The organism is Treponema succinifaciens DSM 2489 (assembly GCF_000195275.1).
Classification (GTDB): Bacteria; Spirochaetota; Spirochaetia; order Treponematales; family Treponemataceae; genus Treponema_D; species Treponema_D succinifaciens.
The window spans coordinates 1-24,555 of sequence record NC_015386.1 but is presented as its reverse complement, the minus strand read 5'-3'; the positions used below and the strand labels follow the sequence as shown (position 1 = coordinate 24,555).

At 37.5% G+C, this 24,555-nt stretch carries 26 protein-coding genes; 5 read left to right on the top strand and 21 right to left on the bottom strand.

The annotated features are described in order from the left end of the window. Positions 1-159 precede the first annotated feature (159 nt). The 3 genes from TRESU_RS13215 to TRESU_RS13205 are packed head-to-tail and all read left to right on the top strand — an operon-like array spanning position 160 to position 2,263. Positions 160-522, top strand: coding sequence for an HTH domain-containing protein (locus TRESU_RS13215; RefSeq protein ID WP_013702697.1), 363 nt, complete (start codon positions 160-162; stop codon positions 520-522). Then, positions 522-1,325, top strand: coding sequence for an ImmA/IrrE family metallo-endopeptidase (locus TRESU_RS13210; protein WP_013702696.1), 804 nt, complete (start codon positions 522-524; stop codon positions 1,323-1,325). The genes TRESU_RS13215 and TRESU_RS13210 overlap by 1 nt, the downstream gene beginning before the upstream one ends. After that, positions 1,325-2,263 (top strand): hypothetical protein, encoded by a 939-nt coding sequence (locus tag TRESU_RS13205; RefSeq protein ID WP_013702695.1) that lies wholly within the window; start codon positions 1,325-1,327, stop codon positions 2,261-2,263. The genes TRESU_RS13210 and TRESU_RS13205 overlap by 1 nt, the downstream gene beginning before the upstream one ends. On the opposite strand, the gene TRESU_RS15005 is transcribed toward TRESU_RS13205, so the two are convergent. From TRESU_RS15005 to TRESU_RS13190, 4 genes are read right to left on the bottom strand one after another with little or no spacing between them, the layout of a single operon-like run. After that, positions 2,247-2,843, bottom strand: a complete 597-nt coding sequence (locus TRESU_RS15005) for a PAAR domain-containing protein (protein ID WP_052299634.1) — start codon at positions 2,841-2,843, stop codon at positions 2,247-2,249. The two genes, TRESU_RS13205 and TRESU_RS15005, sit on opposite strands and share 17 nt — an antisense overlap. 19 nt (positions 2,844-2,862) lie before the next feature. Further along, the gene (locus tag TRESU_RS15240) at positions 2,863-3,033 is read right to left on the bottom strand and encodes a hypothetical protein (protein ID WP_169309779.1); all 171 of its coding nucleotides are present in this window, start codon (positions 3,031-3,033) and stop codon (positions 2,863-2,865) included. Then, positions 3,034-4,200: an SH3 domain-containing protein gene (locus tag TRESU_RS14470; RefSeq protein ID WP_013702693.1), complete on the bottom strand. Its 1,167-nt coding sequence runs from the start codon at positions 4,198-4,200 to the stop codon at positions 3,034-3,036. It lies immediately after the preceding gene. Next, positions 4,197-5,201, bottom strand: coding sequence for a M23 family metallopeptidase (locus TRESU_RS13190; RefSeq protein WP_013702692.1), 1,005 nt, complete (start codon positions 5,199-5,201; stop codon positions 4,197-4,199). The genes TRESU_RS14470 and TRESU_RS13190 overlap by 4 nt, the downstream gene beginning before the upstream one ends. Before the next feature lie 50 nt (positions 5,202-5,251). Here TRESU_RS13190 and TRESU_RS15695 point away from each other — a divergent pair, with 50 nt between their 5' ends. Then, positions 5,252-5,542, top strand: a complete 291-nt coding sequence (locus tag TRESU_RS15695) for a transposase (RefSeq protein ID WP_013702691.1) — start codon at positions 5,252-5,254, stop codon at positions 5,540-5,542. Positions 5,543-5,572: 30 nt separating this feature from the next. Then, on the top strand, positions 5,573-6,451 hold the full coding sequence (locus TRESU_RS13180; RefSeq protein ID WP_013702690.1) for an IS3 family transposase: 879 nt from the start codon (positions 5,573-5,575) through the stop codon (positions 6,449-6,451). Positions 6,452-6,495: 44 nt separating this feature from the next. On the opposite strand, the gene TRESU_RS15325 is transcribed toward TRESU_RS13180, so the two are convergent. The 17 genes from TRESU_RS15325 to TRESU_RS13100 all read right to left on the bottom strand — a co-directional run bounded on the left by TRESU_RS15325 (position 6,496) and on the right by TRESU_RS13100 (position 24,542). Beyond that, entirely contained in the window at positions 6,496-7,836 is a 1,341-nt protein-coding gene (locus TRESU_RS15325; RefSeq protein ID WP_013702689.1) for a PAAR domain-containing protein, read from the bottom strand. Then, positions 7,833-8,393: a phage baseplate assembly protein V gene (locus TRESU_RS15690; RefSeq protein WP_041612498.1), complete on the bottom strand. Its 561-nt coding sequence runs from the start codon at positions 8,391-8,393 to the stop codon at positions 7,833-7,835. The genes TRESU_RS15325 and TRESU_RS15690 overlap by 4 nt, the downstream gene beginning before the upstream one ends. Next, positions 8,386-9,495, bottom strand: a complete 1,110-nt coding sequence (locus TRESU_RS13165) for an SH3 domain-containing protein (RefSeq protein WP_013702687.1) — start codon at positions 9,493-9,495, stop codon at positions 8,386-8,388. Before TRESU_RS13165 ends, TRESU_RS15690 begins: the two co-directional genes overlap by 8 nt. Next, positions 9,492-12,980 carry a M23 family metallopeptidase gene (locus TRESU_RS13160; protein ID WP_013702686.1) on the bottom strand — a complete coding sequence of 1,163 codons (3,489 nt, stop codon included), beginning with the start codon at positions 12,978-12,980 and terminating at the stop codon, positions 9,492-9,494. Before TRESU_RS13160 ends, TRESU_RS13165 begins: the two co-directional genes overlap by 4 nt. Beyond that, the gene (locus TRESU_RS15225) at positions 12,981-13,118 is read right to left on the bottom strand and encodes a hypothetical protein (RefSeq protein ID WP_013702685.1); all 138 of its coding nucleotides are present in this window, start codon (positions 13,116-13,118) and stop codon (positions 12,981-12,983) included. Next, a complete protein-coding gene (locus tag TRESU_RS14460) occupies positions 13,115-15,118 on the bottom strand; it encodes a phage baseplate assembly protein V (RefSeq protein ID WP_013702684.1) in 2,004 nt (667 codons plus the stop codon). Before TRESU_RS14460 ends, TRESU_RS15225 begins: the two co-directional genes overlap by 4 nt. A gap of 9 nt (positions 15,119-15,127) precedes the next feature. Next, a complete protein-coding gene (locus TRESU_RS14455) occupies positions 15,128-15,940 on the bottom strand; it encodes a phage tail protein (protein ID WP_013702683.1) in 813 nt (270 codons plus the stop codon). Continuing rightward, positions 15,931-16,338, bottom strand: a complete 408-nt coding sequence (locus TRESU_RS13145) for a DUF1257 domain-containing protein (RefSeq protein WP_013702682.1) — start codon at positions 16,336-16,338, stop codon at positions 15,931-15,933. Before TRESU_RS13145 ends, TRESU_RS14455 begins: the two co-directional genes overlap by 10 nt. A gap of 2 nt (positions 16,339-16,340) precedes the next feature. After that, a complete protein-coding gene (locus TRESU_RS13140) occupies positions 16,341-16,679 on the bottom strand; it encodes a hypothetical protein (protein WP_148228344.1) in 339 nt (112 codons plus the stop codon). Between the two features lie 59 nt (positions 16,680-16,738). Beyond that, positions 16,739-18,037, bottom strand: coding sequence for a hypothetical protein (locus tag TRESU_RS13135; protein ID WP_013702680.1), 1,299 nt, complete (start codon positions 18,035-18,037; stop codon positions 16,739-16,741). A gap of 44 nt (positions 18,038-18,081) precedes the next feature. Continuing rightward, a complete protein-coding gene (locus tag TRESU_RS13130; RefSeq protein ID WP_013702679.1) occupies positions 18,082-18,510 on the bottom strand; it encodes a phage tail protein in 429 nt (142 codons plus the stop codon). A 54-nt stretch (positions 18,511-18,564) separates the two neighbouring features. Continuing rightward, positions 18,565-19,770, bottom strand: a complete 1,206-nt coding sequence (locus TRESU_RS13125) for a phage tail sheath family protein (RefSeq protein WP_013702678.1) — start codon at positions 19,768-19,770, stop codon at positions 18,565-18,567. 16 nt (positions 19,771-19,786) lie between these two features. Beyond that, complete coding sequence (locus TRESU_RS13120; protein WP_013702677.1) at positions 19,787-20,281, bottom strand: hypothetical protein; 495 nt, start codon at positions 20,279-20,281, stop codon at positions 19,787-19,789. Positions 20,282-20,283: 2 nt separating this feature from the next. After that, positions 20,284-23,250: a baseplate J/gp47 family protein gene (locus TRESU_RS13115; RefSeq protein WP_013702676.1), complete on the bottom strand. Its 2,967-nt coding sequence runs from the start codon at positions 23,248-23,250 to the stop codon at positions 20,284-20,286. Next, complete coding sequence (locus TRESU_RS13110) at positions 23,225-23,641, bottom strand: GPW/gp25 family protein (protein WP_013702675.1); 417 nt, start codon at positions 23,639-23,641, stop codon at positions 23,225-23,227. Before TRESU_RS13110 ends, TRESU_RS13115 begins: the two co-directional genes overlap by 26 nt. A gap of 83 nt (positions 23,642-23,724) precedes the next feature. Next, positions 23,725-24,093, bottom strand: a complete 369-nt coding sequence (locus tag TRESU_RS13105; RefSeq protein ID WP_013702674.1) for a hypothetical protein — start codon at positions 24,091-24,093, stop codon at positions 23,725-23,727. A 26-nt stretch (positions 24,094-24,119) separates the two neighbouring features. Next, positions 24,120-24,542, bottom strand: a complete 423-nt coding sequence (locus TRESU_RS13100) for a hypothetical protein (RefSeq protein ID WP_148228343.1) — start codon at positions 24,540-24,542, stop codon at positions 24,120-24,122. Positions 24,543-24,555 lie beyond the last annotated feature (13 nt).

Genomic DNA, 24,555 nt, shown 5'->3' with positions numbered 1-24,555 from the left:
AGATTCTCTATTATTTCTAGTCGATTGTTAAACCACAAGAGTTTTTCTCATATTTTAATAAAAAATAGTTTTTATTGTCGATTCTCAATAGAGATGCTATAATATGCTTATAAGTTATCTCATATATTGAGATTCGCTATAATTTCAGGGAGAAACACTATGTCTAAATTTGTCAGTAATTACAATCAGTTCCTGACAACCATGCAGATTAAGCAGAATTATATAAGCCGAAAGTCAGGAATAGAAGAAAACAAATTATCTCGCATTCTCACAGGAAAACAATCCGCTTCAGAGACAGACTTGGAGGTCTTAAGCACAGCAGCCGGAAAGACTCTGCAATACTTTTTGTCCCCAGATTTTAACATCAAAACAAATTATCCGTCTTCCGCAACACGAATTGCTTTTTATGCTGGCGAACCCACAAAAAAACAAAGCAACATCGCAAATAATCTGCTTGAGCTGATGGAAAATGTCGATGTTATTCTGAGCGCCCGCGATTCGTTTTTGTGTCTGGAGGAATAATGACAACAGAACGTCTCAGAGCCATACTTAATTACAGCAAATCTCATTCAAAAGACATCCGTGCGGATATAGCAAATTTCTGTAATCAGATAGAAGTGTCGAATTTAGACGGCATTCGTGACATACTTCAAATAGTCCGCCCGTATCTTTTGCAAAGAAAATACCTTACCATACAACTTCCGTTGCATGATGATGAAATAGGTGCTTTTGTGTATAAAGGGGATTCGCTCTCATATCTCGTAATAAATACAAGTATGCCTGTACTGAATACAAATTTTGCATTATGCCACGAACTCTATCATATTTTTTTCCCAGCTGATGAAGCCCTAAATAAAGCGCGTATTGATTTGGATTATTATTCAAATGAAAATGAGATGCGAGCCAATGAATTTGCCGGAAATCTGCTTATGCCTGAGATAGAATTTAAGCAAATGTTCTCAAAACTGAAAGCTATTCATGAAAACAAGTCCAAGACTGAATTGAAAATAATAGTATCTTTAATGAATTATTTTAAGGCTCCATTCATGGCGGTATATATCCGCTGCTATGAACTCGGCTTATTATCTTCCACTCCACAATATTTGGATATTGAGCCAGAAACAATTAAGAACGAATTTGAAGAACTATGGCTTGATACAACAGACTTACATGCCTTGAAAATTGATAACTCTGAATATTTGATTAAGCATGTTGAAGATAAAGGTCGTGAATATTTAGAAAAAGAATATATAAATGAGCGCACTCTGAAAAAAGCTCTTGAGAATATTAAAATATTAATCTCAAAGGTCAAGACGAGAAAATAATGGCAACACTATATTCAGAAAATCCTGACAATTTTGATGAGCTAGAGCCTCACTTAATAACAGAATTTGAGACTTGTAAAAGTGAAATAGAATCTGCCGCTCTCGTCATTTTTTATGATACTTGTGCGGTACAACACCATTCAGCCTTACCACCACAGTACCAGCTTAAAATATATGACTATCTCAAATCTAAAAATGCGGTTGTTACCGTTGTAAAATGCGTTCTTATGGAACTAGCCGGCGACAGGCATCATTTACATTCACAGGTCATACAGTATTTAAAAGCAATGGCAGAAAATGGAATTAGAATCATCCTGTTTAATGAAAGCTATGTCTTTGGCTTTTTGACAGATGTTTATCAGTCTGCTGCTACAGCAAACGAAAAATTACGTTACGCCGTCAGGAATTTCAATAAAGCAACGACCACGATAAGGGAAACGGTTAATAATAATGCAGAGTTAAAAGTCCTTGTTAGTGATGACGAAATTCCTACAGATAAAGATTTATGTGAGAGTTTTTTTTCTCTTGTTCGCTCAAACAAGCAGCACAAAGACAATCTTGGAGAACAACTAATTGGTATTTGCATATATATCCTGCTCCACTTACCCGCAGAGCCTACCCATAAATTTACAATCTTTACAGATGACAAAGGTGCTGCAAGAATTATAAGCAGCAGCACAAGGTCAATACCTGCCGATGTTTCAGACAAACGTGCCGGAATTTTCAGCTCTGCAAAACTCTTTCAGAATATGTATGACGAAAATTTCCTTGCAAATGAAGCTGAACTAAAAGAAGTAATAGAAAAGATTTTCCCTTCAAATATTTCAGTCCTAGCATTGATGGAAAAAAGCGACCTTACCACCTCAGAATATACATTCACGGCAGAGGAATTGGCTCACTTGATAACATTGAAAAATACAATCAGAATTGCTTTTTAGCGTTACACCACGAGCCTATTGCCCACTGCTGCATGTGCATAGTATCGTCATGCTTTGCAACGCTGTCTTTTGTAGCACAAGACTTGTCTTTTATCTTTACGTCTTTAGAAAGCTTATCTGCAAGTTTTCCAATAAAAGGATGAGGAAGCGGAACTGTTGTAGTTCCGCTTCCGCTCGGCACCACCATTATATGAACATCAAAGCCCATTACCTTGTCATCCTGAACGGCTATCTGCTTGCCTTCTGCCGCAACGCCCTTAGAACCGCTCATCTTGATGTTCTTGCCCTTGAGATTAACTGCCTTGTCGCTTGTGATGTTCAGGCTTCCGCCAGCCTTTATCTTCAGGGCATCGTCTGTCCTAGCTGTGAGAGTCTTTTTTGTCGCAAGGTGAATTTCGCCTTCGCCTTCACATTTGAAATTCCTGCACTTTATGTTTATTCCGCCAAGCTCGTTCTCGACCTTTATCCCGCCGGACTTCCCTATGCTCACCCGCATACGGCCTTCCGCACTTTCTATCCGTATCTCCTCGCTTCCCTCTTTGTCGGTGATTTCTATCCTATGGGTTCTTGTCTGGAGCACCGTGCTCTCCGAATGGGTTTTACTCTGGGGCATTTTTTGCTTCGCAAAAAACCGGGCTTTCCGCAGTTCCGCGTCTTGCGCGCTCCATACTTTGCAAAGCAAAGTACGCCTTGCGGCGCTGCTGCAATCCCTTGTCCGTGCAGGCTCGCAGGGGAGAAATAGTTCTGTCAAAGGATTGCTTTGCATTCATTTACTCCAAATATCCACCATAACACCAGCCGACAGTGCCTTGTTTAATCGGCTTGCCCTCACGGTCTTTAGCACCTTTTTGAACTTCAACTTTTACCCAGTTTGAAGAAATGCCGTCAATTGTCTCAGTTTTTCCGAGTTCAAGGATTTTTACTTTTGTACCAGCGGACATTACTGTAAGAACCTGAGTAGAGGTAGCTTCACCTGAACGGAGCTTTAGGTTTTCGCGAACGGTCATTAATTTGTTTTTAGAGACATTTGTAGAGGAAGTTGTTTTTTGTGTTTGAGTTGCTACAGTTGTCTTTTTGCTCTCATCATAGTCACAGGAACCGTCTGCATAACGTGGCCAAATTACTTTTGAAAGGTTCCTTTTTTTATTTCTAAAAAGATTATCAAGCTCTGTCATTGTAGAATTATCAACATAAACTAATGTTATAATTAAATTATCTTGATTTAATTTGCTAATACTCAAATAATCGCCATCAATTTTAATGTAAAATTTTTCAACTTCATTATCAAAGGTATTTTTTAAAATACTACTCCACCTAAAACAATCAAAATCGTATTCAAGTTCATCATAATCTCCCTTTGCAATACCTTCGATTTCGTATAAATTTTCTTCTATCTTCAAAATATTCTTGAAAGCAATCTTATTATCAGAATAAAAATATATTCCACAATTTGATAGATTTGTAGTTATTCCATTTGCTGAGAAAGTCTCTCTCTCACTTTCAACATATCGAATATTAAAATGCTTTTCATATTTCTCTAATTTACTTAGATTCCCATCTCTTAAAATTTTTAAATAATAAGCTGGAATTAGATTTTTTACTCTTTTAGTTTGATCGTGTGTAATTAATTCTGTTGATAATACATTCGATGTATTTTTAGGTTTAGCAAAGAATACGGGTATGTAAAAATCTTCCTCTGCCTCATTATTTAATAATACTGAATTTATTTGTGAAAAATCACTTTTATATAATATATTTGATAAAGAATTTAAAGATAGTATGGTTCCTTTTTGGATTTTTTTTGTTTTAACATTTTCATATTCTCTATAATATTCTACGGTATCTTCTGTAATCACATAATTTAATTCATTATTTTGCGAAAAAGAAAATTCTGTAAAAAAAATAAATAATAAAAAAAATATCACTTTGTTTTTCATTTTTTTGCTCCTTCGTTTTCTTTCGATTGTAATTGTTTTCTATAATTTTCTTCTAGTTCCAGTCTCTTTTGTTCACTATCATCTGTTTTATTTTGCATCCAACCTCCAGTATATTTATAATTAAATGGATCTAGATATGTAGGTGATATCCATGAACGATGTTTTTCCATACCCCCTCCTTTTATACTGATATCCTTTTCTGCTGTAAGAACATCTGCAACTTTTACATTTGCTTTACTTTGTATAATGCTAAGATGTAAATGAGCACTGTCTTTAAAAGTTGTCTCACTATAAGAACCACTTGCACCTCCTGATGTTCCGACTTTTGCAACTACCATACCTGGATACACTTCAGTTCCTACCTGAATTTTATCACCATATGAACTTAGATGGCAGAGCATATATAAATGATTCGATGTTTTTCCCTGTATAAGTAGGCATCGTCCATTACTTGAAATCCAGCATTTTGCAACAACTTTACCATATATTAAGGCTATAATAGGATCTCCCTTTTTTCCTGAAAAATCTACTCCAAAATGATAATAATAATTCCTATAAACTGAGTAAGGATATTCTATTTTATTCTTTGTAAATCTCGTAACAGGAAGGTAATCTTCATTGAACAAACCTGTTACTTTACCATATCCAGTAGCGTTACCTTCGGTAAATTTGTTCTCAATATTTGATGGTTTTGTTGTAAACCCAGGATTATCAACAACTGTCCAATCTGTAGGAAGTGTACATTTATTTGTTGATTTATTCCCAGCGGGATTATCTCGATTATATACCTCATTAATCTTGGCTCCTTTTTTGCAAAGATCTTTATACGACAGACCTTTATATGGATTAAATTCGAATACTCCAGCTCTCTCCATATGATTTATAAAATATATTGGATGGTAAAAATATGGTTTTTTTGGAAAAATCTTATCCAATCCTCCATTCCATAAATCTATGGCAGTCGCTTCATTTACTATATAATAAGCCTCAGATTTAGACACGGAGGAGAAAAAACAACGAATTTGTGCTAAGGTCAAGGTAGGACAAATTCATGGGAAGAAAAAGAAAGGATTTTTCAGACAAGTTCAAACTCGAAGTTGCAAAAGAGGCTCTTAAAAAGAGAGCTAAAGAGGCGGAGGTCGCTGCAAAGTACAGCATTGCACCAAGCACACTGTCTGAATGGATGGAGCAGTTTCTGGAAGGAAAACTTGAGACAGACGAACAGAAAGCCCTCCGTGAAGAGAATGAAAGGCTACGGGCAAAGCAGGATGAAATGCTCGCCTCATTAGGAAAGAAACAGCTCGAGGTTGACTTGCTAAAAAAAAAGCTTCATCTGGACTAGCATCATGGCAGCTTGTTCAAAAAGATATGCATGACAAAAAATGGAGTCGGGCTGTCTGTACTTGAACAGTGCCGGATACTGAAACTTCCACGGGCAACTTACTATGAGCGCCGCAGATTTGAAGCAGAACGACAGAAAAAGAAGGCTGGGGAAAACAAAACAAGGTTCAATCGTGCAAAAATTGTAATCAATGAGTGGTCAACTCACAGTACCTATGGTTACAAAAAGATGTCAAAGCATCTGAAAAGACTCGGGTACGACTGGGCTGGAGAAAAGTTTATCCGCAACCTGTACAAGGAACTTGGAATCAAAGGCCAGAAGCCTGTCTTCAAGACCACAAGAAGCGGAAAAGCGCCATACGGAAAGTTCCCGTACCTCTTGCGGAACAAGTTCATCGCGTTCCCGAACCAGGTAATGGCGACAGACATCACTTACATCAAGACTCCATGGGGCATGATGTATTTTACGGCCGTGATTGATTTGTACAGCCGGAAGATTCTGAGCTGGCGGCTCTCGGACAGCATGAGGACAGATTTCTGCCTGGAATGCGTGAGGGAAGCCTTTGAGAAATACGGGGTTCCGGCAGTATTCAACACGGACTGCGGTTCCCAGTATACCAGCGGAGAGTTCATCGGGCTTCTGAAATCCTACAATGTTGAAATCAGCATGGACGGAATCGGAAGATGCAAGGACAACATCTTTGTAGAGCGAACCTGGCGTACTTTGAAATATGAATGGATTTTTCTCCGGGATTACAGATCCGAAGAAGAACTCCGAAAACTGCTTGGAGAATTCGTGAGGTTCTTCAACAATGAAAGAATTCATCAGGGCTTGGATTACAAGACTCCTGACGAAGTATACAGGGAAGGAAGTTTTCCTTCGGCAATCATCAACAAGATGGCTGCATAAAATTCGTTATTTTTCAGACAAAATGTCTGGACAAAGGGCTTAGCTTACTGATCTATTACTTTTACAAGCAAATTAGCAGAAATCTCCACCTCCGAAGATTCTATCTTCTTGCATCTCTGCCCTGTCACCTCAAAAGTAAATTTAGGCTTATGGTCAAGTTTTTCTCCGTTCCAGCGGTAAGTCCACTCAGCCTCAGCCTTGCCGTCAACAATATTCACACCTTTCGAGAAGACCTCGTGCCCGTTCTCGTCATACACATGGAAAGTAACTCCGCCTTCCATGTCCTTCGTTTCTGCATGAAGTTTAAGAGGCTCTCCGACCAGACCTTTGCTTACAGTGTTTCCGTCCTTATCCTGCCATTCCGCCTTTGTAATCTCAGGACGGATAAGCCTTACTTCCAGTGAGTTGCTTGATTTCTCAAAATTGCACCATGCGCAGTGAGCGCTGAACACAAACTTAGGATCACTGTCCGGTGGCAGCTCGCTTTTATTTGCGTAGTAACTCCACTTTGCACTTACACTTCCGCCCTTTACCGTAAGAGGAAATGATGCAATCGGAACTCCGTCCTCAGGCCCCTTTCCTTCCGGGAACACCTGCAGCGTTACCATATTGCCGTCCGCTATGTCCTTCACGCTTGCGGTAAGCTCAACTTCCTTGCCTTCTTCAGCGCTGGAACTTCCCCACTTAACGCTGGAAAACTTTGGTTCCTTCTTTTCCTTTTCTTCCTGCTCGCGCTTCCATTCTTCCGTGTTCTTAGGATTAATGATTACAGGCATAGGCATACTGGCACCCGGCGCAATAACCGTACTGTTATTCTGTGCCCCCACATCATTACATGTGCTTACCTGAGAACCAATTACAGCGGCCTCTTTACCGTTGATTTTTACCTTGCTCGAAGTTCCGCCGGTAACCTTACCTTCTTTTTTGGGATTATTCTGAAACTTGATTGTGCCCGGAAGCTGCATATGCATGCTGTCATCATGCTTTGCAACGCTGTCTTTTGTTGCACAGGCCTTGTCTTTTATCTTTACGTCTTTAGAAAGCTTATCTGCAAGCTTCCCGATGAATGGATGAGGAAGCGGCACTGTTGTAGTTCCGTTTCCGCTCGGCACAACCATGATATGAACGTCAAAGCCCATTACCTTGTCGTCCTGAACGGCTATCTGCTTGCCTTCTGCAGTTACGCCCTTCGTCCCGCTCATCTTGATGTTCTTGCCCTTGAGATTAACTGCCTTGTCGCTTGTGATGTTCAGGCTTCCGCCAGCCTTTATCTTCAGGGCATCGTCTGTCCTAGCTGTGAGAGTCTTTTTTGTCGCAAGGTGAATTTCGCCTTCACATTTGAAATTCCTGCACTTTATGTTTATTCCGCCAAGCTCGTTTATCACCTGAAGCCCTTTTCCCTTGCCCGTGATGACACGTATTCCCCCCCCCCGGCGCTCTCTATCCTGATTTCTTCCTTCCCGTCCTCGTCTGTTATCTCTATGCGGTGCTTCCTTGTCTGGAGCACAGTGCTCTCCGCACTGCTTTCAGTCGAGTGCTCGGGCGGCCTGTGCTGCCTGTCGTAGATGAACCCAAGCACGTACCCCCTGCTCCTGTCAGCCGCCGTGAACACCGCGAGCGCCTGTGTCCCGATTTCCGGCAGGGTCCACAGTCCGGCTCCGCCTTTCCTGCTGCCTCCCGCAACGGGAAGCCATGTGCTCTCGCTCCCCGGTATCAGCGCGTCAAGGCTTATCCTCACCCGTCCGAGGCACTCTGGGTCGCGGTTGTCCGTCACCGCTCCCAGTACCGGCGGGCAGCCCCACAGCAGCAGCTTCTGCGCACGCTCCGTCCGCTCTGCCGCTCCTCCCCGCGGATCCGGCTCTTTCTGGAGTAGTTCCTTTATCTTGGCGTTTATGTCCATCATGGCTTTCTTCCCTGTTTTTTCCGCATCTTCCTCATTCAAGGAAACCACCGAAGCACCAGCCGACTGTACCGGGTTTTATCGGATTTCCATTGCGGTCTGTTGCATCAAATTGTACTTCAACCTTTACCCAGTTTGAAGAAATGCCATCGATAATTTCTGCTTTGCCGAGTTCAAGAATTCTTACAGTTGTTCCGGCTGACATTACAGTAAGAACTTGTGTTGAAGAGGCTTCTCCAGAACGGAGTTTTAAGTTTTCCTTGACTTTCATTCTCTTATGCTGAGCCACATTTTTATTGTTAACTATTTTTCCATTTTCATAATCACAGGAATTATCAGCGTGTCGAGGAAATTTCACTTTAGAAAGATTGCATTGATTATTTTCAAATAAATTACAAAGTTCTTTTATAACCGTATCATCAACATAAGCAAGTGTAATTATATGTTTTCCAGTTGTTTTATTGTCTATACTTAAATAATCTCCATCAATTTTAAGTGTAAATTTCTCTATCTGCCTTTTACTATCTATAATGACTGAATACCATTGAAAAGTTTCATAACTGGAAAGTGGGTTGTCGCTAAGTCCAAAAGCTATTCCGTCACATTCATATACTTCGTCAGACTTTTTTTCGATATTTGTAAAATCAATTTCATCACTATTATGTAATTCTATACCGATATTTGTTACTATAGCATAAAAAGGTATGTCATTATTTAAATATGAAGCTACAGCTTGAATTCTATACAGATTATCTATTACTTCATATTCTTCCAAAATATTCCTATTTTTTGAATAAAGTATATCTAAAAAGTATGCAGGAATTGCTTTTTTTTCAAAGCCTTTTTCTGTATAAGTAATTATTTTTTCTGGCAATTTTGTATTACATTGCATTAATTCCAAATAAGCTAAGGAAATGAAATTTCCAGTATTTGCATCCTGCATGCACATAAAATAATTATCATCTACAATGTTTCCATATATAACACTATGATCCGAGCTAATTATTGCTCCTTTTTTTATTTTTAATTCTCTTTCATTTTTTGAATAACCAACATTATCTTTTATAACTCTATATTCAAAAGTATGTGCAGAGAAGCAATAATTAATAAAAATTAAAATTGTTATAAAAATTATTTTTTTCATTTTTCTTTTGGTTTCTTGGATTCAACATATGCGTTTTCTAAAGCTTCTCTGTCACCAAGATCATTAAACCATCCTCCTTCAAATGAATAATTCAATGGATCCAGATATTGTCTGGAAAAATTAGTTTTATCATTAAAATTCCAATTTCTCCGTTTTTCTTTCTTTTTCTTATCAATAGTAATAACTATTGCTTTATCGAGAATTTCACTTACGACAGCATTTGCTTTAGGAAAATATATTACACTTACATGCAAATGAGGGTGAGCAAAAGCCGTTTCACTGTAATAACCATCATCTCCTCCAGAGCCACCAACTTTTGCAACCTCTTGTCCAGGAACTATTTCGTCATCTACTTCTAAATTATCTGCATAAGCGCTTAAATGGCATAACATATACAAATTGTTTGTAGTTTTTCCCTGAACTAATAAACATCTGCCGTTCGATGTAATCCAGCACTTAGCTAAAACTTTTCCATGTATTAATGAAATTATCGGATCACCTTCTTTTCCAGAAAAATCAACTCCAATATGATAATAATAGCTTCTTGTAACAGAATAAGGAATTTCTATACCATCTTTTTTAGATCTTATAGTTTTTAAATAATCTTCATTGAACAATCCTGTAACTTTTCCATAACCTTTGCACTTTCCGTCTGTAAATCGCTTTTCATCAATTGAAGGTTTTGTAGTAAAACCAGGATTACTTTCAACTTTCCATGAGTCTGGAAGTTTGCATTTATTGGCTGCTTTTTCACTATCACTATTTGCACTTTTTGTTCTGTCAAATACTTCTGCTGGAGAACCTGAATAAAGTGATGCATATGTCATTCCTTCATACGGATTAAACTCAGGAATAGTAACGAGTTTCCGCAAGTTTTTCAGGAAATAATTTGGATGTATGTAACAGAATACATCTTGTTTTGGAAAGTTGTTTTTCCCTTTAATTTCTTTGAAAAATTCAAAGTTTTCAAATGAATCTTTAATTTTGTCAGGATCATCGGTTAGTAACTGGATATCTGTTACCTGCTTGCTTTCATTCGACCATTCATTTACATGGGTAAAGAAAAAATTGCCTTCTTTTCCATCCAGTAATCTGTTTGCAAAATCTTCGCCGATTCCGCAATCTGCAAGTCTTTGAATCTTTCTTTGTCTGTCAAACCGATTAAATCTTGCTGAAAATTTATCTTTTTTTTCCAGCTTTTCAGGCTTACAGACAATATACTTTTTATTATCTTTCAATTCGATTTTATCAAATAGCTTATTCCAATCGTAATATGAAACAAGTTCTACAGGCGTGCCACCTTTTTCTGTTTTAATGTCTGATTTTTTTACCCAATAACTTTTGCCTTCGTTATCTTTTGCATTTATCCAAACAGCAGACTCTTCTTTTCTTTCTTCGGTTGCATATTCAATAATTTCTTCAGATGTTGGTTCTAATTTTATCTCTGCTGCAACAGTTTCTGTTTCACCTTCAGATTTTTCAATCTTTGAATACAAATTGCTGGAATCTAATCTGTCTTTTATCCATACGAGGTCTTTTTGATCTTTTTCTGTTAACCACCTATTTTCTGTAATTTTATTTATCATTTTGGAATAATCAGCGGATTTTATATAATAAATCTTACTTTGAGGTAATATTTCATAAGTACAATCTATATGACGTAATTCTTTAGGAGCTTCGCCTCCATCCTTACCCCAACCTTTGTCTTTATCTGTTCCTCTTCCATCATCAACGTGGTATATATATCCAGCTTTCAATGAAATTGTTTTATTTAAGGAATTAGCTTTTTCATTATAAACAGATACATTTACATCTTTTGGAATCGAATACCAATTTCTACACCCTGGGTCGTTGCGGCCAACATAGTTCCATTTTGAGTAATCATTTATTATAAAATAATTTGAGTTAACTACGAGAGCATTTGCATAAATAGTTAGCTTATAAAACTCTTCATTATCATAAAAGCCAAAGCCTTTTTCGACTTTTGCTATGCAGCCATCGTATGATTCTGTTGCTTTTGTCAGTTTACATTCAGGTTTTTTATTTACAAGTTGTGTTTCGGCATTTACTATTAAGAAGAATGGTTTTAATAAATCTGCTTCTTTAAGTTTTCCATCTTTAAAATAATCAAATTTTAGTTTCTCATCATTTTCAAAGAACGTTTCTATATGAATAATAAAATCTCTTATATCGTTATCAGAAACGACTGCATTTCCATTTCCTACAGTATCTTCTTTCATAAAATTAAAGCCTGAATAGCCAATAATTTCTCCTTCATCGATTTCTAAATCTTCTGGGAAACATATTTTGTCTTCTTCAATTTTAATTTGCTTACCATTCTTTGTTTCTCTGAACTTCAGATTTAACTTAAATGAATTAAATGGGACGGGTTTATTTTTGTTTATAACTTCATAAAACTGATTAATGTCCTTTTCCCATTCTTTTTTTGTTTTGTATTCCTGCGTTTCATTTAAGTATATAAAACCTTCAATTCCATCACAGTTTACTTTTAATGGGCAAAATGAAATATCTTTATTATCCTTATCCTTAAATGTAGTGTCATAAGCCTTGATCAAATCGTTTATCTCGCAATCAAATTCGGTATCCTTAGAAACAATAGCTTTTACATTTCGAGCTCCTACTTTTTCATTTGTATAAATAATTATTCCTTCCGCTGTCTTTTTATCACTCGCAGCAAGACAAACCGCTTCTTTAGATTCAGGATCTATTCCTTTTCTATAGGCCCTTCTTGTTTCTTTTTCTCTTAAATCTATACGAATTAAAGATTCTTTAATTGTTCCAGTACCAGCAGGAAGACCAGGACAATAATTCCAGGATATTTTATAAATATCATCTTTTACTTTACTTACGGTTTTAAGTTTTAATTCAGAAGGTAATATTGTTCCTTCTTCCGTAGTCACATAAGTATATACAGCATTGTCTAATGACAACTTCTGTTTAGAAAACCATGCTAACTCTAATTTCTGTTTAGATGTCATTCGGCCAAATGGAGCTAAATGATTGTATAACATATAAAACTTTATTTTATCTTGATTTAACTGTGGTAATTCATACTCCATTAAAACAAAACTGTTTGAAATTAATCTTCGTAAATAATAATAAGCTTCTATTTTGTCAAATTCACTTAATCCTTCCTTTAATTTATAACATCCTTCCTGATTTTCAATTTTTTCAAAATAAGTTTTATAGTTGTTATTCTGATTTTCTCCTTCAATAAGATTTTTATCCTTCCAGAAATCATTTCCCAGCCAGTGAAAATGACTTTCCATTATATAAGTATCTTCATTGATTCCTAACGCAATATAATCTTTTGAAAATCTGTATGCAATAACTTTTCCTTTAGCAATTGATTTTACAGGACCATGTGTTTCAATATTAATTCCATTATGAAAAGCTCCACTTGGTCTGAGAATAAAATCTTTTCCTTTAGCTATATCTTCAACTGGATTTATAAGTTCCTTCATTTACGATGCATCCTCTTCCTCTGATGAATATACAACAACTTTTATGTCATCATTAGGATTTATTATTAAACCGTGTTTCAATAATACTTCTATATCTACCGGTACTATTTTTGTCTCACTATTTTCCTGTTCGCTCATTCTTTTTCCCTCGCAATTAATTTATATATACCTGGTATCAAATCTTCTTCTTCAATAGCACCTTCATTAATATTAACCTGTTTTTCTTCATCATTAGGCAACATTAAATAGAATTCATACTTATCCGTAAAATTTGAATATACTGTTGTAAGCTCCATCTTAAATTTAGAAAAAATCTCGCACTCCCCAGATTCCACCCTCTTACACCTCTGCCCCGTTACCTCAAACGTAAACTTAGGCTTTTCTTCAAGCTTTTCGCCGTTCCAGTGGTAAATCCACTCAGCCTCAGCCTTGCCGTCAACAATATTCGCGCCTTTCGAGAACACCTCGTGCCCGTTCTCGTCATACACATGGAAAGTAACTCCGCCTTCCATGTCCTTCGTTTCCGCATGAAGTTTAAGAGTCTCTCCAACAAGGCCTTTACTTGTAGAGCCGCCATCTTTATCCTGCCATTCTGCCTTTGTAATTTCAGGGCGGATAAGCTTTACTTCTACACTGTTACTGCTCTTTTCAAAATTGCACCATGCACAGTGAGCGCTGAACACAAACTTAGGGTCGCTGTCTGGCGGAAGCTCGCTTTTATTTGCGTGGTAGCTCCATTTTGCACTTACGCTTCCGCCTTTTACAGTAAGCGGGAACGATGCAATCGGAACTCCGTCTTCTGGTCCTTTTCCTTCCGGGAATACCTGCAGCGTTACCATATTGCCGTCTTCAATATCCTGCACGCTTGCGGTAAGTTCAACTTCCTTACCTTCTTCCACGCTGGAACTGCCCCACTTAACGCTAGAAAACTTAGGTTCCTTCTTTTCCTTTTCTTCCTGCTCTCTCTTCCATTCTTCTGTATTTTTAGGATTGATGATTACAGGCATAGGCATACTGGCACCCGGCGCAATAACCGTACTGTTATTCTGTGCCCCCACGTCATTACAGGTGCTTACCTGAGAGCCTATAACCGCAGCTTCCTTACCGTTAATTTTTACCTTAGGACTTGTACCGCCTGTAACGTTTCCTTCTTTCTTAGGATTATTCTGGAACTTGATTGTACCAGGCAGCTGCATGTGCATGGAATCATCATGCTTTGCAACGCTGTCTTTTGTTGCACAGGCCTTGTCTTTTATCTTTACGTCTTTAGATAGCTTATCTGCAAGTTTTCCAATAAACGGATGAGGAAGCGGCACCGTTGTTGTTCCGTTTCCACTTGGAACTACCATAATATGAACGTCAAAGCCCATTACCTTGTCGTCCTGAACGGCTATCTGCTTACCTTCTGCAGTTACGCCCTTCGTGCCACTCATCTTGATGTTCTTGCCCTTGAGATTAACTTCCTTGTCGCTTGTGATGTTCACATTGCCTTTCGGACTTATTTTTAATGTATCATCAGTTGTAAGTGCAAATGTTTTTTTTGTCGCAAGGTGAATTTCGCCTTCGCCTTCACATTTGAAATTCCTGCACTTTATGTTTATTCCGCCAAGCTCGTTCTCGACCTTTATCCCGCCGGACTTCCCTATGCTCACCCGCATACGGCCTTCCGCGCTTTCTATCCGTATCTCCTCGCTTCCCTCTTTGTCGGTGATTTCTATCCTGTGGCTTCTTGTCTGCAGGAGCGTGCTGTCGCACCTCTTTTCGGTCCCGCTTTCCGGCGGCCGGTGCTCCCTGTCGTATATGAAGCCCAGCACATAGCCCCTGCTCCTGTCCGCCGCCGTGAACACCGCAAGGCACTGCGTTCCGATTTCCGGGAGCGTCCACATTCCTTTTCCCGTCCCACGCCCCTGCCCGATTACCGGAAGCCACGGGCTTACGCTTCCGGGCACTACGGTGTCATAGCTTATCCTTATCCGTCCGAGGCAGTCGGGGTCGCGGTTGTCCGTCACCACCCCCACCGTCGGCGGGCATATCATGAACAGCTTCGTCTGGTTGAACTCGCGCCTTCCGCCGGCCCCTTCCCTCGGATCCGGCTCGCTTTCGAGCAGCTTGGTTAGCTTCCTTGCCACTTCTAACATAAGGCTCTCCTAAAATTCAATTCCATCTTCACCCATTTCCACAATATCCGTTGTTATAACCGTCGTTTTTCGTTTCTTTACTTCAGGTTTCTTAAAAAACAGGTAACACTCCGAATCTATGGGCTTCTCATTCTGTATCAATTTATACAGCCGTTTTATCATATCCGGGCTAAATTCTTCACTAAGAACAGGAAAATAGACACTGACTAAATTTATGCCATCCTGAGTATTAAGAATTGTAGAAGATATATCTGTATTTCCATCTATACTTAAAGCATCAAACGGAAGTTCTCCTTCAATTATCTCTGGAACAATACCACTTACAAGATAAAGCAATGCCTTTAATCCAATTTTTGTTCCTCGATACCTGTAAAGAGGGATTGTATACTGTAATACTTTTCTGGCTATTTGCTCATCACCTAGCAAATCAAATTCAACACCAAACCAATCGGCAAGAACTGGAAGAAACTTAGCAGGGGTTTCCATAGGCCGGAAAATATTATCAAGATTATCCAATGAAATTGCTGTTTCGTTCATGATATGCTGAAAAATCATTAAATAATGTCTTAAAAAATCGTTTTCCTGATAAATTGACGGTAAATGCCTTATTGGATTATTTGATGTAGCAACAAGTTTTACGATACCATTAGTAAAGCTGATGTCTGTTACAATAAATCGTCTATACTTCGATTCAACAAATTCAATATCAATTTTTTGTGCAATTTCTGGACATAATAATTGCAGACGGTTCTTTGCCTTATACACATCGAGACCAACACACATTTTTTTTATTTGTTCTTCCGTCAGAGATTTTATTTCCATCGTCTTACCGTCAATTTCAAGTTCTGCTGCAAATCTTGAGTTTCTTCGACCACAGAATAGCCCATATTCCTGACTTTATCCAAAACAGTTTCATAAGCATACTGCCTTGTTATTCTATTCAACAAATCTTCTTGTTTCTGCCCTGTAAAAGTTTCGATTGCCCACCAATCAGCAACGAACTCATAATTCTGTCCTATTTTTCTGATACCAATACTGTATTTTGAGCCTGTTTTTATTTCCATAATACAGCCTTCAATTTTTTCACCTTTACCATATCCGCATAAAGTAAGAGTTTCCCCTTCTGCCGCTTCTATGCATCCCATTTGTAATGCTTCGCAAGCTTTTTTTAGGAATCGTAAGTCTTTTATTTTCGTTTCTATTTTCGATATATGTGACATTCTTATTTTACTTCCTTTGCTTTCTGACCTGTCTGAATTCTGATGAACGAATTTGAAGGAACTTTATGAGTTAGCGATTCAATAGAACCTCGTACAAATCCTCCGTCCTTACTTACAACTTTAAAAGTTCCTATGACTTCAGAAAATGTTGCTTCCACAGAAATTTCCCCCATTACGCCAGCCGTAATTTCAGGAATATCACCATCCAGTTTTGCATACAAATACTTCTGAACTCCATTTTCCTCTGCTACTTCACGGATTTTCAGCACTGCATAGATTGGATCATATTCAATCGGAGTTGCTATTACAACTTCTCTTGGAAGGGGTTTTATCTCTTGCATTGCAATCGGCCCCATAGTTGTTTTACATGACAGACACAATATGGGCAAAATAGCAAGCGCTATTTTTCTAGTAAGTTCCATACATACGCTCCTTCCCTTCCTCTGAATATTTTTATCTCATTATTATTCACAAAAATAAACAAATCATCATTTTTGTTTGAATAAAAATTATTCGGATTACTATTTAAATCACTTATTAACATTGTTCCTGTGTTGATAAGCGAATTCTCTGCAGGAATCGGAAAATTATCTATCAAATTCCAACCTGCAAACATTCCATTTTTATAAAATGCTTTTCCACCAATAGAAATATCATTTAGAAGCTTATAATTTTTTTCAGAGTAGATTGATTTTGTAATTTCGGAAAGAAAATAATTTGTAAACTTCCATACTTCTTCAACATCAAGTTTTTTTGTAAAAAACTTGACTGTCTTTACCAATACTCCGGAATCAGTTTTGATTAGGTTCAGTGTTATGACATTCATTTTATCCGATAAAACAAGTTTTGCATTTATAAGATAATCAGACTGCGTAGAAACTAATGTCGATGTAGTTTTTGCAGTGACATACTCGGGTATCATTCCCATTGGACTAGCCGAATACAGACCTGTTGCCGTTGCCTGATGTGCAAATACATAGCTGAACATATCGTCTGTCTCTTTTAATTCTATGCCTTCTTGATTTGAAAATGAAGTTTTTATAAAATCAAATTCCCCTGTTTTTTGTTCAACCAAAGTCCTGCACGAAATCTCAAAGGGATTAATTGCCAGTTTTACTTTCCTTTGCTCATGTTTCTGCATAAGCAGATTAAGCTCAAAAAGACAATTTGAAACCGCATCTTTGATTTCTTTTTCTTTTCTTATTATTCTAAGTGAAGTTATTGGATAACCAGAGTTATCAAATGGAAAAATTGCAATATATACAATATAATTTTCACCACATTTAAAAAGCTTCGGTTTACAAATTCCTCTTAAATTAACTTGATAACGCTCTCCCTTGATTCCATTAAAAAACTGAAAGAGATTTCTTTCTTTTTTTTCCGTATATTTTCCGTCAAGGTACTTTGTCATTGACACTGGCTTAAAATATGAATTTAAGACCATCTGGAGTTTTAGTTCTGTATAAAAAAGCTCCAGCAATTCATCAGAAATTCCTGTCGTGCTGTCTGGCGAAAGAAAAATTATGGCAGGAACCATGTCACTTAAATTATCATAGTATTCCTGCATATTTATTACATTTTTTGATTTTTTATCAGCTTGTGGAGCTTTTAAACTTTTATTTCCAAAAGCAAATAGTGGACCTGCGAGCAAGCCGATAAAAAAAAATATACAAATTATTTTTTTAATAAGTTTCCTCACAGATCCACTCCTTGTGCGTTCATATTTTAAATTTATAAATAGACCTATGCCCATTCTGCATTTTCGTACACAATAGAAATAGTTTCCTGATTTACACCTTGCTCACCACTGCCCAAGTCACTTATACTCCAAGCACATGGAACACAGTTAAACAAGTTTCGTCTTTGAATCTCTGTAACTCCGTCACGATCCATAAAGACAATGGAAATAGATTTCTGCTCAGGATTTCCGCGCTCAACAGTCTTCCACCAGTCTTTCAGAACTTTGTCGCGAGGATCGCTATTGCGGGTCATTTTTACGGTATCGTATTTTACTTTTCCCACAACTTTTCTAGGATTCTTATCCATTCCGCCCATATCATCTGCAACCTCAGCAGTTGCGCCCAAACCTGAAATTGATACGAAATTACCATAATCAATTCCATCAATTTCAACCTTAAAGTAAGCCTTGGTAGTTGGTAAATAATCAGCCATCTTCCGTACTTCTCCTTGTAATATTTTTAGAAGTTCAACGAACTTCTTTGTTTATTATTCCTCACCCATTGCTTTTTGTGAAACTCTGAATACAACAAATTCAGCAGGTTTTGCGGGTGCCAAACCTATTTCACAAACAACATATCCTGCATCAATAGATTCAGGAGGGTTCAATTCATCATCACATCGCACATAAAAAGCCTCTTCCGGCGTATCGCCAAACAAAGCTCCTGTTCTCCACAGATTCAAAAGGAACGCAGTAATGTTACGAGTGATTTTTTTCCATAAATCTCGTGTGTTAGGTTCAAAGACAACCCAATTCGTACCATTCTGTAATGCCTGTTCAACCATACAGAAAAGACGACGAACATTCACATAACGCCATTCAGGATTAGAACTGATTGTTCTTGCACCCCATACGCGAATTCCTCGGCCAGGGAAATCACGAATACAGTTGATACCTTTTGGATTTAACAACTCCTGCTCTGCATCCGTTAGATTATATTTAAGTCCCAAGGCTGTTCTAAAGATTTCATTTGCAGGAGCTTTATGAACACCACGAGTTCCATCAACCCGACCATAAATTCCACAAATTCCACCGCTCGGTGGAGCATATACATTCTTATCCTGAACAGCATCATACATAGAAATCCAAGGGAAATAATATGCTCCCATCATTGAATCCCGTGGTTTTGGCATCGTATCAATTCCGGCTGCTAAAGTTTCAGGACTATCCAGTACGGCAAATCTGAAACGATTTTTCTCACAATGACTTAAAATAGCATCTTGTGCAGCTGGATCAGTAACACCTGGGGCCGCAACAATTGCAATATCTTGAATCTGATCAAAAAGATACAATCCAGTTTTCTTACCGACACCTTCATCTTTACCAATAATAAGCTTCGCAATATTATCAGGATTCTTAATTTCCACAGTCTCAGACTCTGCTTTAGCTTCTGCTGGCTGCTCGTCATTTTTTGCCTTTGTCTTTTTCGACGGCTCGGCAAGATTATTGATATAGGCTTTTGTTCCGCCATTCTGGAAAAACTGATATACAGCATGTCCCAACCAGCCACCTGTATGCATTCCTCCAAAGATTTTTGTATACTGAGTCCAGTTTGTTACAAGGACAGCCTCATTAACAGGCCCTTTTTCTGCAACTCCCAAAAATCCAACAATATTGGTCGCTCCTGCCTCAATAGGCTTTGAGCCACTCTCCACTTCTTCTACATAAACACCTGGAGTTTGATAACTAGGCATTTTCTCCTCCTATATCTTATTTTTTCACATATCCCCGAATATCACGTTTCTCAACGCGTTTAAATTCGTTTGCTTTTTGTGAATTCAAACTAAATTCCATAGTATACAAAAGTTCAAATTTATGGAATTCACCATCGAAGCTATTTTTGCTCAAATCAAGCTTTCTGATAACAGGTTCCAGATAAATTTTATCACTAGAACACCCATGCCATTTCCAATTTGATATATCAACCGACGGATTATCCTTAAAATGCACCGAAACCCTACCATATACTTTTAAAACATCGGATAAATTTTTCCCTTTTATTACAACCCCTATACACATTTCGTGCATCGCTGGTTGCTCATACTGTTGTTCATCTACAATAATGCGCTGTCCACTCTTATCAAGCATACATTGGCACAAATCCTTTACATAAACATTAATTATAACATCATTCGTGTTTTTTATCTGCCTTATCTTATCTTCCGTTGCATTATATATACCACAAATAATATCAGATTGCTCCATATCTACTTTCCTTTCTCAATAATCATAACAGAACTTAAATACGGAAGCTCGTCATCTTGCAATGACAACTCATCAACAGAAACATCCGCGTCAATATCAAAAATCTGCGTTTCATTCACAGATAAAATTGAATTTATTTTTTCGAGCTGTTTCAGAATTGCACCTACTGTAACACTTTTTCCAAATTCCCAACCTTGTCCATTAGAACCAACAAGAGAATGAAAGAAGAGTATCAGATTTTCTTTTATCTTCTGTTTTTCAGTTTCAAAATCAAATATGTTACTTTTAAATTCAAGCATAATTTTGATACTAAAATCCCTGTAACAAGGAGCTGAAACAACAATCTTGTTTCCAACAACTTTTCTATCATCAAGATAATTTCTAACTCTCCTAATTAACTCTCTTGAAGGCATAAGTTTTGTTTCGTATGTGCTACCAGAATCAATCTCTGGAATAATTATCGTTCTTATTTCTCCATTCTTTGTTTTCTTTTTTGGACAATATGCCCTTCCCACGGAGCTAGAAGCCTCTCGGCTTAACCACTGAAAATCATCGGCCGTAACAGCTCTATTCAAACTCTTGAATACACCCGCAGCCCGGGATTTCAGGCTGTCTACAGTTTCCATATCACAACCACCCTCCGAGGCAAAAGGATTATTACAACCTGCAATATACGGAATACTCTGTGTCATAAATTGAATTTTATGTGCCGCAATATTTCCTTTTTCACCACCCCCAACTTTATATTCATCTGCACGAATATTAAATTTCCCTTTCGGAGGATTTATACCATGAATACCATCTCCAAACATAATTTTCCCGGTCGCATAATCAACGACAAAATGTCGAGAAAACGAAGTTGAATTATAAAAATTAGGAACTTCCTTATATGTTACCCAAATGCCTTTATCCGTTTCTTTATACGGTTGGTCTATTCCTTCTTCCTTCATAATTTTAAGTTCATTATTACTCGGAATAGAATTTTCATTAATTGAAAGTTTTATTCCTGGTAACAAATGCGGATGAGAAACATTACAGATTTGATTCGGTGCGCCATTCGCTGATCCCAATATCTCATTTTTATATGTATCTTGATTCGCTGCATAAACAGAATTAATGATAATGGACTTTATAACAGGAACTTTTTCAAAACTCCCATTCAATTTAACACATCTTAACCAAAAACCTTGTTTATTAAAAAACGAGGCGACCTTCAATCCTTCGGGAACAATAAAATTAATAAATCCAGATTCATGAAAGCTATCTGTAAAATCGCTTGCCTCTATTTTTTCCCATTTTTCTCCATTCCAACACTGCCATTCCAGAACAACCCACCTTGAATCATTCTCCTTTGGTTTTGTCAGGCTCAAGAATTCCAAGTCTAAGTCCTTTGCTTTTCTGGCTTTTCCATCCTCATTTATCCTAAAATAAACAGAAAACGAACCTTCAGATATTTTATTATTAAACCCCATATATAAAGCAGGTAGTTCATCCTCTTCTATATCGAAAAGCTTTAACTCACCCTTATTTTTATCAGTTTTGTCAAAAAGATTAATCCATTTAAAATTGCTGCATGAATAGAGTTTTTGCGGCAACTGAACAGGAGCGTTATATGTAATCCTAATTTTATTCAAAAGCGGAGATTGAACGCGTGAACCAAAATGCCATTCCCAAGTTCCCTTCTCATTTTGGACATAATTACCGCCGATCGCAAAATCTTTTGTAATTAATCTAATTCTTAACCACAAATGTTCTTCGTTATTAATAGATACCTGTGATATATCTTTTGGAATTTGGAAACTTACGATTCCACCCTGTTTAAAACCAAACGTACCATCCGTAAAATTATTTTTCTCGCCATCAAGTTTTATCCAATCCTTTCCGTTCCAATATTCGTATGCAAACAAAGCATTCTCATTATCTGCTTCAGGAACATAAGTTTCACTAAATGTGAAAGAAATTTTTACAAGGGAATTTTTATTTTTGAATATTTCATCAGCTGAAATATAAAAGGTTTCATTGAAGGACGGATTTTCAGAGAACAGCATAAATGAATTATTCATGTCCGTTACTGAATATACGCCATTTGAATTTGAAATGCATAAATCAGGGATAAAACCTTCACCAAAAAAGATACTTTTCAATGTAATTTTTTTTACAAAGAAGGTATTATAGTTCTCTGGAATATCTGAAAGAACTGCACGGATAAACAAATCATCAACATCTTTTATTTTACATGGCTGAATATCAACTGGTCCTTTTAAATAAATTACATTATCTTTCTTTTTTATGCCACTTACAGAAGACAAAGACTCGATTTCCTGCCATTGCTGCCCATTCCAATATTCAAAATACAAATGATTTATAATTTCATCACTAACAGAAGTAATCTCATTTACCGAATCAAATGATATTTGTATTCCATGCCCCTCTGAAAGATATTTCAATATTGGCGAAGAAATATATAAAATATGTTCTACAGCATTCTTTGTATCAAACAACGCAAATTCATGTATATCAGAACCTTCAGAACACACCTCTGACCAATTTTCTCCATTCCTATTTACACAACTTATTATGTTTGTATCGCGAACCGTGACACTATTTTCTGTCTCAAAAATAATAGGTTCTTTCTCACTTTCAATGGCAGCTACTTTTGTTCCGGATTTTATTAAAATATTCTTATTGCAGTTTTCAACAGGAAAAAACTGTATAATTGCCCTTGCACTTTGAGGAGCAGTTAATGAGAGACCAATAAGTTCCAGCATTGAAAGATATGTTTTTGCAGGAACTTTGTTTAATCTATAGAGAGTCATCTCCGTCATCCATGAGAATAACTCAATTAAAGTTATTCCAGGATCAGACTCATTATGATTTGTCCATTCAGGGCAATAGCGAGGAATTAATCGAATAGCTTCATTTTTTATATCATCAAAAGTTCTATCATCTAAGTTGACCGTTGGAATCACGTTCACCTCTCTCTAAGTAAAATGGATAAACCATATTAAAAAATGTATTTACAGACCGAATCTCATAATCAATTTTTATATTGATGAGTCCGGACTTGTCAGGATCAAAATCACCTGTAATATTCTTTAAAATAACTCTTGGCTCCCATTTTACGATAGCCTCTTCAATATAATGAATAGCAAGAGAAATAGTTTTTGAAGAATTTGGAGAAAAAATTATATCATTGATTTTGCATCCAAAATCGGGGTTCATCACACGCTCTCCAGGTGTGGTTCCCAAAATAATACGAATAGACTCTTCCACACTCTTTTCATAACTTGAGGAAGCAATATTTCCATGAATGTCCGTCGTCACTGGGAAAGCCCAACCTTTTCCTAAAATATTACGCATTGTTGTTCTCAGCCATTCATTATAACTCAACAAATAATGAATCCACTAATACACACTTTAACCTATTTCTCGATTTTTGTATATTATTTATCATCATCAAAATTTTTTACAAACCACACTTCCGGGTTCACCTCCCCCGCCATACGCCGCATCTGCATGAGCGTAAAGTTCGCCCGCCTGTTCACAAATATATTCCGGGCGTTTTCTTCCTCAATGCCGTATTTCTGGGCAGTCTGCTTCCAGTCTTTTTTGTGCTGCTGGATAAAGACAGATGTCTCGTCCGGATTCCATTTAGGAAGAGTGCGGATTGGGTACGGTATTTCTTCGTCAGTAAAGAAAAGCCATTCGGCCGGGGCAAAGTATGGCACAAGATAGCTGATTGCCTTGAATGTAGGGACACTCTGCCCTACTGCCAGCTTGTAAAGGCTTGCGTGAGGAAGATTGCGTTCCATGCACCAAGAGCGGAGCTGGCGAGATTCTACAAGAGCAAGAAGTTTTTGCTGGGCGTAGGTAATACGGGAAGTTCATCAATAAGATGGATTCTGTATCCTTTGAAACTTGCGATAAGGCAAAGTTTTCCGTCCACACCGGGAAGCGTAACTGGCTCACCATCACGCTCGTCCTGCCAGCCGGTTACGACATAGGTACGCTTTATGTTCTGGAAGGTGTAAAAAAGTACGACCGGAGTTCCAACTGTGAATTTGAAGATGTATTCACTTTGGTCATCCGAAAGAGTCGGAACTGCAATCTTTGAACCAAGCGCATAGAGCGAATAGGAGACATCTTGATTCTGAGGAATATGGACTGTAAGGCTTTGTCGCATAAGGCTAGAATACCTCATGCAGTAAAAAATGTACAGAATGAAATATTGATTAAATCCTTTTGGCGTGATATATTTCATCTGGTACATTTTA